The 15,058-nt window shown below is 39.8% G+C and carries 17 protein-coding genes; 16 read left to right on the forward strand and 1 reads right to left on the reverse strand.

Annotated features, from left to right (window positions below; all coding sequences use genetic code 11):
* The first annotated feature begins 52 nt into the window (after window positions 1-52).
* From miaA to NST09_RS08565, 8 genes are all read left to right on the forward strand, one after another.
* Complete coding sequence (gene miaA / locus NST09_RS08530) at window positions 53-1,003, forward strand: tRNA (adenosine(37)-N6)-dimethylallyltransferase MiaA (RefSeq protein ID WP_342493509.1); 951 nt, start codon at window positions 53-55, stop codon at window positions 1,001-1,003.
* A gap of 25 nt (window positions 1,004-1,028) precedes the next feature.
* A complete protein-coding gene (hfq, locus tag NST09_RS08535) occupies window positions 1,029-1,250 on the forward strand; it encodes an RNA chaperone Hfq (protein ID WP_003211269.1) in 222 nt (73 codons plus the stop codon).
* 161 nt (window positions 1,251-1,411) lie between these two features.
* Complete coding sequence (locus tag NST09_RS08540; RefSeq protein WP_025207367.1) at window positions 1,412-1,744, forward strand: YmzC family protein; 333 nt, start codon at window positions 1,412-1,414, stop codon at window positions 1,742-1,744.
* A gap of 79 nt (window positions 1,745-1,823) precedes the next feature.
* Window positions 1,824-2,036, forward strand: coding sequence for a hypothetical protein (locus NST09_RS08545; protein WP_003212415.1), 213 nt, complete (start codon window positions 1,824-1,826; stop codon window positions 2,034-2,036).
* A 265-nt stretch (window positions 2,037-2,301) separates the two neighbouring features.
* Entirely contained in the window at window positions 2,302-2,694 is a 393-nt protein-coding gene (nrdI, locus tag NST09_RS08550) for a class Ib ribonucleoside-diphosphate reductase assembly flavoprotein NrdI (RefSeq protein WP_017359034.1), read from the forward strand.
* The gene (gene nrdE / locus NST09_RS08555; RefSeq protein WP_019743850.1) at window positions 2,654-4,756 is read left to right on the forward strand and encodes a class 1b ribonucleoside-diphosphate reductase subunit alpha; all 2,103 of its coding nucleotides are present in this window, start codon (window positions 2,654-2,656) and stop codon (window positions 4,754-4,756) included. Before nrdI ends, nrdE begins: the two co-directional genes overlap by 41 nt.
* Before the next feature lie 17 nt (window positions 4,757-4,773).
* Window positions 4,774-5,754 carry a class 1b ribonucleoside-diphosphate reductase subunit beta gene (nrdF, locus tag NST09_RS08560; RefSeq protein ID WP_008344010.1) on the forward strand — a complete coding sequence of 327 codons (981 nt, stop codon included), beginning with the start codon at window positions 4,774-4,776 and terminating at the stop codon, window positions 5,752-5,754.
* An 84-nt stretch (window positions 5,755-5,838) separates the two neighbouring features.
* Window positions 5,839-6,456: a hypothetical protein gene (locus tag NST09_RS08565; RefSeq protein ID WP_007499431.1), complete on the forward strand. Its 618-nt coding sequence runs from the start codon at window positions 5,839-5,841 to the stop codon at window positions 6,454-6,456.
* Between the two features lie 55 nt (window positions 6,457-6,511).
* Here the strand turns inward: NST09_RS08565 and NST09_RS08570 are convergent, their stop codons facing one another.
* Entirely contained in the window at window positions 6,512-7,270 is a 759-nt protein-coding gene (locus NST09_RS08570; RefSeq protein ID WP_008344009.1) for an N-acetylmuramoyl-L-alanine amidase, read from the reverse strand.
* Window positions 7,271-7,590: 320 nt separating this feature from the next.
* Here NST09_RS08570 and spoVK point away from each other — a divergent pair, with 320 nt between their 5' ends.
* The 8 genes from spoVK (at window position 7,591) to NST09_RS08610 (ending at window position 15,039) form a co-directional block, all read left to right on the forward strand.
* A complete protein-coding gene (gene spoVK / locus NST09_RS08575) occupies window positions 7,591-8,550 on the forward strand; it encodes a stage V sporulation protein K (protein WP_008344008.1) in 960 nt (319 codons plus the stop codon).
* 120 nt (window positions 8,551-8,670) lie between these two features.
* Complete coding sequence (hflX, locus tag NST09_RS08580; RefSeq protein ID WP_206428008.1) at window positions 8,671-9,933, forward strand: GTPase HflX; 1,263 nt, start codon at window positions 8,671-8,673, stop codon at window positions 9,931-9,933.
* 18 nt (window positions 9,934-9,951) lie between these two features.
* Window positions 9,952-11,232, forward strand: a complete 1,281-nt coding sequence (locus NST09_RS08585) for an aminotransferase class I/II-fold pyridoxal phosphate-dependent enzyme (RefSeq protein ID WP_125588825.1) — start codon at window positions 9,952-9,954, stop codon at window positions 11,230-11,232.
* A 91-nt stretch (window positions 11,233-11,323) separates the two neighbouring features.
* Entirely contained in the window at window positions 11,324-11,734 is a 411-nt protein-coding gene (locus NST09_RS08590) for a MerR family transcriptional regulator (protein WP_007499423.1), read from the forward strand.
* 60 nt (window positions 11,735-11,794) lie between these two features.
* On the forward strand, window positions 11,795-13,129 hold the full coding sequence (gene glnA / locus NST09_RS08595) for a type I glutamate--ammonia ligase (RefSeq protein WP_007499421.1): 1,335 nt from the start codon (window positions 11,795-11,797) through the stop codon (window positions 13,127-13,129).
* A 434-nt stretch (window positions 13,130-13,563) separates the two neighbouring features.
* Complete coding sequence (locus NST09_RS08600; protein ID WP_268989646.1) at window positions 13,564-13,689, forward strand: hypothetical protein; 126 nt, start codon at window positions 13,564-13,566, stop codon at window positions 13,687-13,689.
* Between the two features lie 231 nt (window positions 13,690-13,920).
* Window positions 13,921-14,046, forward strand: coding sequence for a hypothetical protein (locus tag NST09_RS08605; protein ID WP_268989645.1), 126 nt, complete (start codon window positions 13,921-13,923; stop codon window positions 14,044-14,046).
* Between the two features lie 153 nt (window positions 14,047-14,199).
* Window positions 14,200-15,039 carry a hypothetical protein gene (locus NST09_RS08610; protein WP_342493510.1) on the forward strand — a complete coding sequence of 280 codons (840 nt, stop codon included), beginning with the start codon at window positions 14,200-14,202 and terminating at the stop codon, window positions 15,037-15,039.
* Window positions 15,040-15,058 lie beyond the last annotated feature (19 nt).

The following is a 15,058-nucleotide window of genomic DNA, read 5'->3' on the forward strand; positions in this document are numbered from 1 at the left end:
AGAAAGAGAAGTTATGCTATACTGTAGGCAGTTTGTAAAAGAGAGTGATGTTATGAAAAAACAACCAGTGATTGTATTAGTAGGTCCGACGGCTGTCGGAAAAACAAAGCTGAGCATTGAGATAGCGAAAGCATTTAATGGAGAAATTATCAGCGGGGATTCCATGCAGATCTATAAAGGGATGGATATTGGCACAGCGAAAATCACCCCTGAAGAAATGAATGGCGTTCCGCACCATTTAATCGATATTAAACAACCGGATGAATCGTTTTCTACAGCTGAATTTCAGCAGCTTGTCCGCTTAAAAATCAAAGAGATTGCTGCGAGAGGGAAAACGCCCATGATTGTTGGTGGAACTGGGCTATATATTCAGTCTGTTTTATATGATTACACGTTTACTGATGAGAAAAGCGATCCTGCTTTTAGAGAAGAGATGACGCTGTTTAAGCAGCAGCATGGACCGATCAAGCTGTATGAAAAGCTAAAAGAAGCCGATCCTGACGCTGCAAAAGCGATTCATCCGAATAACGTCCGCCGCGTGATCAGAGCGCTTGAAATCATCCATACAACAGGTCAGAAAATGTCTGATATGCAAAACGGGCATCAAGAAGTTCCTCTTTATGACACTGCCTTCATTGGGCTGAAAATGGACCGAGAGCTTTTGTACGAGCGCATTCATCAAAGAATTGATATGATGTTAGATGAAGGCTTAATTGAAGAAGTGAGCGCACTTTATCAATCTGGTTTGAAAGATTGTCAGTCTGTTCAAGCGATCGGTTATAAAGAGTTGTATGCCTATTTTCAAGGCGACTGCTCACTTGATGAAGCCATCCAGCAATTAAAACAAAATTCCCGCAGATATGCGAAGCGTCAGTTTACGTGGTTCCGTAATAAAATGGATGTCACCTGGTTTGATATGACACCACCTTGCCACTTTTCGGACAAAAAAGAGGAAATTTTCGCATATATAGCAGGAAAGCTTGGACTTAAAGCGAAACTGTAGTTATCAGAATCAAGGAGGACGAAACATGAAACCGATTAATATTCAGGACCAATTTTTGAATCAGATCCGCAAAGACAATACATTTGTCACAGTATTTTTACTGAATGGCTTTCAGCTTCGCGGTCAAGTAAAGGGATTTGACAATTTCACGGTGCTGCTTGAGACAGAAGGGAAGCAGCAGCTTATTTATAAACATGCGATTTCAACATTTGCACCTCAAAAAAATGTAAATCTTGAATTAGAATAAACACCCGTTTTCACCAATAGCCCCATGCAGCTGCGAATAAACCGGCCGAAACCCGCTACGTTTTTTGTCAGTGCAGAGGGGCTATTTTGCATGCCATGAAACTTTTCTGTCCAAGTTGCGTATAAATCCTTATTGGACATTTAAAAGGTGAGGGGATTTATATGGAAAATGCAGAGCTTGAATTGAGAAGGATTCGAGTGATCCTTCTTTTGATTGGAATCGTTGTCTTATTTGGATCATGTGCCATCTCGAACATCGAAACGAGACAAGAAAGTTGGCATAACCATTCTGGTGAGCATGATGGGAGCCATGTTGATGGTCTTTTACCATCATCTGTTGCGCTAAAAAATAATCACATTGCTGTTGTGAAAGATGATGAAGTACATGTATACCGGTTTGATGAAAAAGAAGGAGAGCTGACGCTCATTACGACAAAGTACATAGATGAATGGGATGAAGATGATGGTGATAGTGAAGACTTTGATGAAGAGTAAGCACGTAAATTTACAAATGAATGTGAAGTCGCTACACTATAAACATGCATCAGACATCTAGACAGAAAAGGATGAGTTCATGACACACAAAATTAAAATTAATCATTGGGAACAAACTTGTGAAGATGACTCCTGTTTCGAATATGGAACAAGCGTTTCTGTAAACGGGAAAGAGTTAGTAAGAGAAGCCTCGATCGTCTCTGCGCTTGAAGCGGTGCTGAAAGAATTAGGTGTTGAAGTGGAAATAACAGAAGTGTCAGAAGATTTACAGTGCGATGCCTACAAAAAATAAAACAAAAAGTCTAGTCTACTAAGCGATTTTTTTTCGTGTTATGATAGATTTCGGTTTCAGTTGAATAGGGAGTAGGGCAGTCTATTTTTAGAACCTGCTCTGCTCTATTTATTTGAACGTACGAGTTCGGCTATGAATGTTCGGCCGGGTTGGTTGATTTTTTTCGTTTCGAACATCTATATGTTGTGTTTTGAAAAAACATAGTATACTATATATAGTGAATAACGAAATGATCAACAATACTAAAAACTAGGTCGTGATGGAATTGATTCAAATCGTATTTGATTCAAAAACAGGAAATGTTCAACGCTTTTTGGACAAGACCCCTTTTACAGACAAACGAAAATTGACTGGAGAAGAGTTTTTGGATACGCCGTTTATTCTCGTCACCTTTACGACAGGATTTGGACAAGTCCCTGGTACCACTCAGTCATTTTTAGAGAAAAATGCGCACCTTTTACTAGGTGTAGCGGTGAGTGGGAACAAAGTGTGGGGAGATAACTTTGCCAAAAGCGCCGATACGATTTCTAAACAATATCAAGTTCCTATTTTGCACACCTTTGAACTAAGCGGAACAAAAAGGGATGTTGAATTGTTTACACAGGAGGTAGAAAGAATTGTCACAAAATCAGGTTCCAAAGTGGATACAATTAAATAACGAGATTATGATTCAAAAAGAAGGAAAGTTTCAGTTCGACAAGGACAAAGAAGCTGTACATAGTTATTTCGTAGATTATATTAATCAAAACACGGTCTTCTTTCATAATCTAGAAGAGAAGATTGATTACTTAATAGAAAACGACTACTATGAGGAAGAATTTTTAAGACAATACAGCATGTCAGATATTAAAGAAGTATTTGAAGCTGCATATGCCAAGAAATTTAGATTCCCATCATTTATGAGTGCGTTTAAGTTTTACAATGACTATGCACTGAAAACAAATGACAAAAAGAAAATCCTTGAACGCTATGAAGACCGCATTTCAGTTGTGGCTCTTTTCTTTGCGGGCGGAGACAAAAAGAAAGCACTTGAGTTTGTGGAACTGATGATCAACCAAGAGTATCAGCCAAGTACACCAACATTCTTAAACGCAGGCCGTAAAAGACGTGGTGAGCTGGTGAGCTGCTTCTTGCTTGAAGTGAATGACTCATTAAACGATATCTCAAGAGCCATTGATATTTCCATGCAGCTGTCTAAATTAGGCGGCGGCGTCAGCTTGAACCTTTCAAAGCTTCGTGCGAAAGGTGAAGCGATCAAAGATGTAGAAAATGCGACCAAAGGTGTCGTAGGCGTCATGAAACTTCTTGATAATGCATTCCGATATGCAGATCAAATGGGACAAAGACAAGGTTCAGGCAGTGCCTACCTGAATATTTTCCACAGAGATATTAATGATTTCTTAGATACGAAAAAAATCTCTGCGGATGAAGATGTTCGTGTGAAAACACTTTCGATCGGTGTCGTCATCCCAGATAAATTTATCGAGCTTGCTAGAGAAGATAAAACAGCTTATACATTCTATCCTCATACAGTTTATAAAACTTATGGACAGCATCTTGATGAGATGGATATGGAAGAAATGTATGACGAGCTTGTAGAAAACCCGAAAGTCAAAAAAGAAAAAGTCAATCCAAGAAAACTTCTTGAAAAATTAGCTGTTCTGCGCTCAGAATCAGGCTATCCTTATATCATGTTCCAAGATAATGTGAATAGAGAGCACGCTCTGAACCATATTTCACGTGTGAAATTCTCAAACCTTTGCTCAGAAGTACTTCAAGCTTCAGAAGTCTCTTCTTACACGGACTATGATCAAGATGATGAGATCGGACTTGATATTTCTTGTAACCTTGGTTCTTTAAATATCATGAACGTGATGAAAAACAAATCCATTGAAAAAACAGTCAAGCTTGCAACGGACTCACTTACACTTGTGTCTGAAACAACAGATATCCGCAATGCACCAGCTGTTAGAAAAGCGAACAAAGCGATGAAGTCAATTGGACTTGGTGCGATGAACCTTCACGGGTATTTAGCTCAAAACCAAATCGCTTATGAAAGTGAAGAAGCAAGAGATTTCGCTAATACGTTCTTTATGATGGTGAACTATTACTCCATTAAGCGTTCAAGTGAGCTTGCAAAAGAAAAAGGGGAAACATTCCATCGTTATGAGGGCTCTGGTTATGCAACAGGTGAGTACTTCAATAAATACGTAGAAAATGATTTCACTCCAAAAACAGAAAAAGCGGCTGCGCTATTTGAAGGCATGCACATTCCAACAAAAGAAGATTGGGCAGCACTCAAAGACTTTGTAGCGGAAAATGGCATGTACCATAGCTATCGATTATGTATTGCGCCAACAGGTTCTATTTCGTATGTTCAATCGGCAACAGCTTCTGTAATGCCAATTATGGAACGTATCGAAGAAAGAACATACGGAAACAGCAAAACGTATTATCCAATGCCAGGACTTTCAGCACAAAACTGGTTCTTCTATAAAGAAGCATACGATATGGACATGTTTAAAGTAGTCGATATGATCGCAACCATTCAGCAGCACGTCGATCAAGGAATTAGCTTTACATTATTCCTAAAAGATACGATGACAACGCGTGACTTAAACCGCATCGATCTTTATGCACACCATAAAGGCATTAAGACACTTTATTATGCAAGAACGAAGGATACAGGGCAGGAAGGCTGTCTTTCTTGTGTTGTTTGATTAAAGGAGAGTTTAACGTGACAAAAATTTATGATGCAGCCAACTGGTCAAAACACGAAGATGATTTTACACAAATGTTTTACAACCAAAACGTCAAGCAATTCTGGCTTCCAGAAGAGATTTCCTTAAACGGGGATCTCTTAACATGGAAATATTTAGGTGAAGAAGAGCGGGATACGTACATGAAGGTACTGGCTGGACTGACGTTACTTGATACAGAACAAGGAAATACAGGAATGCCGATAGTGGCTGAACATGTGGACGGTCATCAGCGTAAAGCCGTGTTAAACTTTATGGCCATGATGGAAAATGCCGTGCATGCAAAATCATACTCAAATATCTTCATGACGCTTGCACCGACTGAAACGATTAGTGAAGTATTTGAATGGGTCAAGAAAAATAAATTCTTGCAAAAGAAAGCAGATATGATTGTAGGTCTGTACCGTTCCATTCAAAAGGATGACCCGATTTCCTTATTTAAAGCAATGGTTGCTTCAGTGTATTTAGAAAGCTTTCTATTCTATAGCGGCTTTTACTACCCGCTATATTTCTACGGTCAAGGAAAGCTCATGCAAAGTGGTGAAATCATTAACTTGATTTTGCGCGATGAAGCGATTCACGGTGTGTATGTTGGATTGTTAGCACAAGAAATTTACAACAAACAAACACCTGACGTGCAAAAAGAGCTTTATGATTTCTCTATCGATCTGCTTAATGAGCTTTATGAAAATGAACTTCATTACACTGAGGATATTTATGACCAAGTCAATTTATCGCATGATGTGAAAAAGTTCATTCGTTACAATGCCAATAAAGCGTTAATGAACCTTGGATTTGCCCCTTACTTTGAAGAAGAAGAGATCAACCCAATTGTATTGAACGGACTCAATACAAAAACAAAGTCACATGACTTCTTCTCAATGAAAGGGAACGGCTACAAAAAGGCAACAGTTGAGCCGTTAAAAGATGACGACTTCTTCTTTGGAGATGAATCATAATTAAAACGCAAAAGTCAAAACGCACCACTCGTTTTGGCTTTTTGCCATTTCTAACAATGTGTTACATACTGGAGGTTACCGAACATGGGAAAAATGGACGAAATGATTTTAGTTGCACCGCGCGCACGCGTGTTCCAAAACGAAACACTTGCGTTTAATGGTGTGAATAGTGAAGAGAAAACAATCAGCACCATTATGAAAGAAATTGAAGAGCACTTCGAGCAAATGCGAAGAGGCGATGCAGAAGAAAATCCTGACTTTAAGCAGCCAATTCCATATGTTGTCATTAAGCGTGAGGACGAAGTATATGTATATGAAAGACTTCAAGGCGGGGGAGAGACTCGCTTACATCATAAGTTATCTCTTGGCTTTGGCGGTCATATGAATTTCATTGAAGGAAAAAAATTTGCTGAGATTCTAAAAGAAAATACCGATCGTGAACTGGACGAGGAACTTTCGATTCAAGAAGAAGACAAACTTGAGATGAAAACCCTTGGACTTATTAATGATGATGACAACAGTGTCGGCCGTGTGCACATCGGACTGTTATCAGCCCTTGAATTATCGCCAGGTGCTCATGTAGAAGTAAAAGAAACAGATCAAATCTCAGGCAAATGGATGAAAGTAACAGATTTGAAAAAGCCTGAGTACTTCGATCGTCTTGAAACATGGTCTCAATTTGTCGTGAACATTTTAGCATAATTGGATAGACAACAAACCGGCTCTAAAGATGACTTGAGCCGGTTTGTTTTTTAGATTATTGAAAAACGAATGCGTCGTGACCGGCCTGCTTTAATCGAGCGACGAGGTCATCTGCATTTTGCTTTGAACGGAAAGCGCCAGCTTGGACTCGGTACATGCCGCTATCCAGTACGACCAGCGCTTCAAATCCTTTGGATCTGAGTGTAGCTGCTAGTTCATCCGCATTGGCTTTGACCTTGAAAGCCCCTGCTTGCACTTTATATAGGTTACTTGCTTTTTTTTTCAATTGAAGGGCTTTTTCTAATCCAGTGGCATGAGCACGAGCGATCCCTTGAAGGAAAGTAGCGTTACGGAGCTTATTTGCATCAGCTACCGTATCAATGAAACCGTTTTCAGTTAAAATGGCAGACATAGAAGTTTCCCGCAGAACGTGGAAGTTCGCCGTTTTCTTGCCGCGGTCGGCAAAATCAACGGAGCGGACAATCTCATCATGAAGGGCATTGCGATACGTGGTGGTTGGTGCTGAAACGCCAGGGTACACATAACTTTCAAAACCTGTGCCTCCGCCAGCATTAATATGAATAGACACGAAATAGTCAGCTCCCCAGCTGTTTGCCGCATTCGTACGCTGGGATAACGTGACGGATTGGTCAATTGAACGACTTAAGCGGACGGAAACCCCATCATATTCACTAATCAACATATCTCTCAGAAAAAGCGCAATTTGCAGTGTGATATTTTTCTCCAAAAGTCCATTAGCAGCAGCTCCAGAATCTGTTCCTCCGTGGCCAGGATCAATAAAAATTTTCACCATCTATTCATCACCTCGTCTTTATTTTATGAGGAAATAGAAAAATTGCCTGTACAAAATGCGGAAATCATCGAGACTCTTTTCTGCACAATTTGGGAAGAAAAGGCGCTATTTTTCTAAGAAAAAACAAATTGTTGGTTTGTCCGCCCGAAATGGATGAATACAATGGAAATAGCACATCATTTCCTGGGAAACCGCACAATCCCCTACAATAACCGGTATCTCGGGTCATTTTGACAGTAAACCGATGCTAGTGCGGGCGATTGTCACGATTACAGCTCCACCCGAATAGATTAAAGAGAGAAGAGCGAGAGGTGAATACGTTGGAGCGAGCTGTCACATATAAAAATAACGGCCAAATCAACATTATACTTAATGGACAGAAGCAAGTATTGGTTGATGCAGATTCAGAGGCAGAATACCTAGAGGCCTTGCAAAAAAATGAGGCCAAACACAGCATCTTACGAGAAATAGAACGAGAAATGAACAGCCTTGTCGGGATGGATGAAATGAAACGAAACATAAAAGAAATTTATGCTTGGATTTTTGTGAATCAAAAAAGACAAGAACAAGGATTAAAGGTAGGAAAACAAGCGCTTCATATGATGTTTAAAGGAAATCCCGGCACAGGGAAAACAACAGTTGCACGGCTTGTCGGGAAGCTTTTCTTTGAAATGAATGTTCTTTCAAAGGGGCACTTAATTGAAGCAGAACGAGGAGATCTGGTTGGAGAGTACATTGGACATACAGCTCAAAAAACAAGAGATTTGATTAAAAAATCACTAGGCGGCATTTTGTTCATCGATGAAGCCTATTCTCTTGCCCGCGGAGGAGAGAAAGATTTCGGGAAAGAAGCCATTGATACCCTTGTAAAACATATGGAGGATAAGCAGCATGAATTCATCCTCATCTTAGCTGGATACTCCAAGGAAATGGATCATTTTCTTTCTCTAAACCCTGGTCTGCAATCGAGATTTCCGATTAATATCAACTTCCCTGATTATACGGTCGATCAGCTGATGGATATTGCAAAACGAATGATGGCCGATCGGGAATATGTCTTTACCCAAGAGGCAGAATGGAAACTGCGAGACTATTTAATGCACATCAAGAGCACAACGAGTCCTGCCAAATTCAGCAATGGCCGTTTTGTGCGAAACACCATTGAAAAAGCGATCCGAACTCAGGCGATGAGGCTGCTTCTTGTGGATCATTATGATAAAAAAGACTTACTTACGATTAAAAGCCATGATCTGCAAATGAAAGAGGATACGCCTTCTTGAAATGGCGTATCCTTTTTGTAAAGAGGCAAGAAATTAAACCTTCCGAATGGTGGTATACGTGTGGTGTGTTTGGTATGATGGTACTACTGAAACTTAAGTACAGAAAGGAAACAACTGACGTTGAATGAACATGAAATGATCGAAAAAGCGATCCTTGTCGGCTGTCAACTGCCGCATATAACGGATGAACGCTTTCAATATTCTATGGAAGAATTAGCTTCCTTAACCAAAACAGCTGGCGGTGAAGCTGTCAGCATCATGACGCAAAAAAGAAATAGACAAGACAGCGCGACTTACATCGGGAAAGGGAAAGTGGAAGAGCTTGAAGTGCTTTGCGAAGAGTTAGACTGTGACGTTATAATTTTTAACGACGAGCTTTCGCCTAGCCAGTTAAAAGCTTTGGCGACTGCCTTAGATGTGAAAATCATTGACCGTACGCAATTGATTCTAGACATCTTTGCCAAAAGAGCTCGTACAAGAGAGGGGAAGCTGCAAATAGAGCTTGCCCAGCTTCAGTATGCCTTGCCGAGGCTAAGTGGACAAGGGATCAGCCTTTCGAGACAAGGCGGCGGAATTGGCGCAAGAGGTCCAGGTGAAACAAAACTTGAAACAGACAGACGTCATATTCGAAACCGCATACACGAAATTCACGGACAACTATCTGCAGTCAAAGAACATCGCACGAGATACCGGGAACGACGGAAGAAAAATGGCGTATTCCAAATCGCTATTGTCGGGTACACAAATGCCGGGAAATCAACATTGTTTAACCAGTTAACAGAAGCGGATAGCCATGAAGAAGATTTGCTGTTTGCTACACTTGACCCAATGACGCGTAAAATGACACTTGAATCTGGCTACAGTGTACTGATTTCCGATACAGTTGGTTTTATTCAAGACCTTCCAACCACACTGATTGCAGCATTTCGTTCCACTCTTGAAGAAGTAAAAGAAGCAGACTATTTGCTTCATGTGATCGATTCTTCGAATGAGGATTATGAAGGGCATGAACGAACGGTTCATAAGCTTTTAGAGGAATTAGAAGCTGACCGTATTCCGATGCTGACTGTCTATAACAAAAAAGACCAAATCCGGCCGGATTTTATCCCTTCCTCAAAGCAGCGCCACATTTTAATCAGTGCTAGGCGCGAGGAAGATGTGAAGCGGTTAAAAGCGGATATCATGGCTGAACTGAAAAAAGATTTTTTAAAGCTATATCATGTAAGGATTCCGGCATATGAAGGGAAACTCATATCTGCCTTAAAGTCAGAAACCTTGGTGGAATCACTGGAATTTCAAAAGGAAGCAGAGCTTTATGACATCACTGGATTTAGTGGTGAAGAGCAAACCATATTAGGACAAATCAAGAAGTATATGTTGTAGGAAAGGAATTAAATCACGATGTTTCACACTTTAAAACATGGCACCATTTTAGAAAAAATAGCAGCAGAAGCAGAACAAGACATTTCACAAATACATCAGCAAATTGATCGAAAGAGCGAACAAAATGAGTGGCGGGTTCTTGAAAGCTACCGAAAACATAAAGTCAGCGACTCTCATTTTAACCCGACAACTGGTTATGGCTACGATGATATGGGAAGAGACACGTTAGAAAAGATCTATGCGGATGTATTTGGAGGGGAAAGCGGTCTTGTACGCCCGCAGATCATTTCTGGAACACATGCCATTTCCATCGCCTTATTCGGTGTGCTAAGACCTGGTGATGAATTGATCTACATGACGGGGAAACCTTACGATACCCTAGAAGAGATTGTCGGGATTCGCGGCAAAGAAGGGACAGGCTCATTAAAAGATTTTCAGATCGATTACAAAGCCATTGATTTGCGTCAAGATGGATCTGTCGATTTCGACAAAGTCAAAGAATCTATTTCCCAAAAAACAAAAGTCATCGGGATTCAGCGTTCTAAAGGCTATGCGTCAAGACCATCCTTTACAATAGAAGAAATTGAACAAATGATTTCATTTGTGAAAGACATCAATGATGACATCATTGTGTTTGTTGACAACTGCTATGGTGAATTTACTGAATTACAAGAGCCGTGTCATGTGGGCGCAGACCTTATGGCAGGTTCGCTCATTAAAAACCCAGGCGGCGGCCTTGCTAAAACTGGCGGCTACATTGTCGGTAAAGAAAAATGGGTAGAAGCTTGCTCTTATCGAATGACATCTCCAGGCATCGGCAGTGAAGCGGGTGCATCGCTGTATGCGCTTCAGGAAATGTATCAAGGATTTTTCTTAGCACCGCATGTTGTTGCACAAAGTTTAAAAGGTGCCGTGTTTACAGCGCGTTTTCTTGAAAAACTCGGGTTCCAAACAAACCCGTCGTGGAATGCGAAAAGAACCGACTTGATTCAATCTGTAGAATTTGGAGACCCTAAAAAAATGATTGCATTTTGTCAGGCCATTCAATATGCATCACCGATTAACAGTCATGTCACACCGCATGCGAGCTATATGCCGGGATACGAGGACGATGTGATTATGGCAGCGGGCACATTTGTCCAAGGAGCCAGCATTGAATTATCAGCTGATGGTCCGATTAGACCGCCTTACACAGCCTATGTTCAGGGCGGTCTCACGTACGCCCATGTGAAAAATGCCATTTGCAGTGCTGTAGATGCCTTATTAGAGCAAGGTTTTATTGAAGTGCCTGCTCGATAAAAAAAACCATGTTAATATTCCTAACATTTCGTTGACACATAATATAACATGACATATAATAAATTTAAGCAAAGAGGAGGAGACAGTTGAGATGAGTGATAACATTCGCCGCTCAATGCCTTTATTCCCAATTGGGATTGTCATGCAGCTAACAGAATTATCTGCAAGACAAATTCGCTATTATGAGGAAAATGGTTTGGTATTTCCAGCTAGAAGTGATGGGAATCGCCGATTATTTTCTTTCCATGATGTTGATAAATTACTAGAAATCAAAAACCTCATCGAACAAGGTGTAAACATGGCAGGAATCAAAAAACTTTTTGCCAAAGCTGAGGCAGAAAATCCATCGTCTGAAACAAAGACAGAGGAGAAAACCACAGCGAAGCACAACTTGACAGATGATGAACTCAGGAAGCTACTGAAGAAGGAACTCATTCAGGCTGGACGTTTCCAACAAGGAACGACCTTTAGGCAGGGGGATATGTCAAGGTTCTTCCGTTAACCAATTAGCAAAAGCATTGCTATACACATTTTACCTTTTGTAGGGGAGGAGTTTTACGAAATGGCAAAGTACACAAGAGAAGATATCGTAAAATTAGTAAATGAGGAAAACGTAAAGTACATCCGTCTGCAATTTACAGACATTCTCGGAACAATTAAAAATGTTGAGATTCCTGTGAGCCAGTTAGAAAAAGCTCTCGATAACAAATGTATGTTTGATGGTTCATCTATTGAAGGGTTTGTACGTATCGAAGAATCAGATATGTACCTATATCCAGATCTAAACACGTTTGTTATTTTCCCTTGGACAGCAGAAAAAGGTAAAGTTGCACGCTTTATTTGTGACATTTATAAGCCAGACGGAACACCATTTGATGGAGACCCTCGTAACAACTTAAAGCGTATCTTAAAGGAAATGGAAGAACTAGGATTTAGTGATTTCAACCTTGGACCTGAGCCAGAATTCTTCTTATTTAAATTAGACGAAAAAGGCGAGCCAACGCTCGAACTAAACGATAAAGGTGGATACTTTGACCTTGCACCAACAGATTTAGGTGAAAACTGCCGCCGTGACATCGTGCTTGAGCTTGAAGAAATGGGCTTTGAAATTGAAGCTTCTCACCACGAAGTAGCACCTGGTCAGCATGAAATTGATTTCAAATATGCAGGCGCGATCCGTTCTTGTGATGACATTCAAACGTTCAAGCTTGTTGTGAAAACAATCGCTAGAAAGCACGGTCTTCATGCGACATTCATGCCAAAACCATTGTTCGGTGTAAACGGATCTGGTATGCACTGTAACCTATCATTATTCAAAAATGGCAAAAACGCATTCTTTGATGAAAAAGCAGATTTACAATTAAGCGAGACAGCTAGACACTTTATCGCAGGTATCGTGAAGCACGCAACAAGCTTCACAGCGGTCACAAACCCAACGGTGAACTCTTACAAGCGTCTTGTACCTGGTTATGAAGCACCTTGCTATGTGGCATGGAGTGCACAAAACCGCAGCCCATTGATTCGTATTCCAGCATCACGCGGCATTAGCACACGTGTAGAAGTACGCAGTGTAGACCCATCTGCAAACCCATACCTTGCACTAAGTGTATTACTTGCAGCAGGTCTAGACGGAATCAAAAACAAACTAGACGCACCAGCGCCAATCGACAGAAACATCTATGTCATGGATAAAGAAGAGCGCCTTGAAAACGGCATCGCTGACTTACCTGCAACACTTGCAGAAGCACTTGAGCTGCTCAAGTCAAACGAAGTCATGATCAACGCACTAGGCGATCACTTATTCGAGCACTTCATCGAATCAAAAGAAATCGAATGGGATATGTTCCGCACCCAAGTACACCCATGGGAACGCGATCAGTATATGTCTCAGTATTAATCAAGAAACCCCTTGGAGCCATTGGCTTCAGGGGGATTTTTGTTTTTGTGGGTGTTTCTTATATTTTAAAATGAAGCAGGCACCACCCGCCATTCACCCATAAAAAAGTGATAAAAAACCACTCCATTATCTTGGTGATATACTATTCATATTTATTCATTGAATCTGTGTCTATTTTTTCTAGTATGAGGCCCAAGCCAACGAAGCTGTACCGATGCAGAAAGATGAGAAGCAGCTGCTAATGATTAGATTGCCCTCAAAGTGTGCAAGACGATTCTGACGAGAATGATTAAAAAGAAGAGGAAGACGGGGCTGCCTAAGATGGCACGCAAACGATCAAAACGGTGGTTCCTACTTTATCGCTTAGAGGATGGACATCGTGTTCATCTCTATGAACTGCTTAGTCGGATCAGGAAAGGGTGGAGGATTATCAGATGAAAAACAAATTCTTAGAAGGAGACTGGATCAAAGCATCTAGGAAAGGAAAAAGAGAACAACTTAATAAAGCAGGTTATGTACTTAAAGTAGCTGAGGATGACATTTTAGTAAGGTTTCCTTAGTGGTAATACCTTCGTTGTTCCAAAGTCTTGGGCTGAAAATTTGGATGAGGCACTTACTGAAGATGATCTGAAGGCTTTGATTGATTTGTCTTTAAATTTAAGGGACGAACACTTCTTTAAAATGTGTTTACGTGATTTGCAAGCTCTTCAGGGCAAATAAAAAGAACCGAAGCACAAGGCTCCGACTCTAATGAATCTCGCCAATTCATTATAACATGGGAGGCCTTGTGTATGAATAATCCTTACAAACTTACGGACTCAAATATCTCCATTGATAACTTTATGACCAAAGGAGAAGTGAAAGTCATTATCCTAGATGGTCATTCCAACAATGTGGTGTTGGCCAATGTACAGTAAAACCGAGATCACTACACGTGATGGCCAGTTCACAAATTTGAATTTTACAATTTCTTACAGAAAAAATATTTAGCAGATAGAGTTTCCTAATTACTTGAAAAAATCTAAAAAATGCCGATTCAATAAAGAAGAATATTGAAAAGGTGTGTATTTATGGAGTATTTTGGATTTCTTGAAAAAATGGGGATTCCAGGTAATTTGGCTGCTGCAATAATAGTTTTATTAATCATTTTCAAATTAATAAGACCTATTAATTTATTATCATCAAGTATCTTTGAACAAAAGTTGTTAACTAAAGATATGGTTATACTATTATTAAGTATTAAATATCTTGGACAGACTTTATGGTGGGTATTGATTAATCTGTCTATACTTTATACTTTTGGTGTACCGTCCTGGACTGGAGATCCAAATTTATCTCCCATGATAGGATCAATTTTTTTCGCAATTGGTGCTCCAATTTTCACTATAATTTATGTTATAAACAGTCATTCCTCTTCAAAACTTAATCGGTTTGGGGTAAGAGTATTATTAGCAATACTGTTCATGGTTTGCTTATTGTGCTATTATTTTCCGTTGAATGGAACAGTTGTAACAAATGTATTCGTAGAAAATCCAATTGGAAAATTAGCAATTATAATAGGATGTATGACCGTTCTATGTCTCCCTATACCAGCATTAATGAAGCAAATTTCAAAGTTTTTATATTGGACAAAAGAAAAGTATATACTCGTTTCTGACATTGATTTAGCTAATGAACAAAATATTCTTGAAAGTGATTTGAATAAAAAATCTTGGTATGTACTACACGCTATAAACAAAGAATTAATTTTATTAGGAAATAATCCTAAGCCAAAGTTATGTACAGAAACAAAAATTATCAAGTTAGAAGACTTGTGCAATATAAAAATGTCGATCGAAGAGGTCGATCAAGATTCTACAAACGAGGCATCTACGAACGATAGTACTACAAACAATAATTCAATTATATAATTAAACAGTTTGCTTATAA

Source organism: Bacillus sp. FSL W7-1346 (genome assembly GCF_038593335.1).
GTDB lineage: Bacteria > Bacillota > Bacilli > Bacillales > Bacillaceae > Bacillus > Bacillus altitudinis.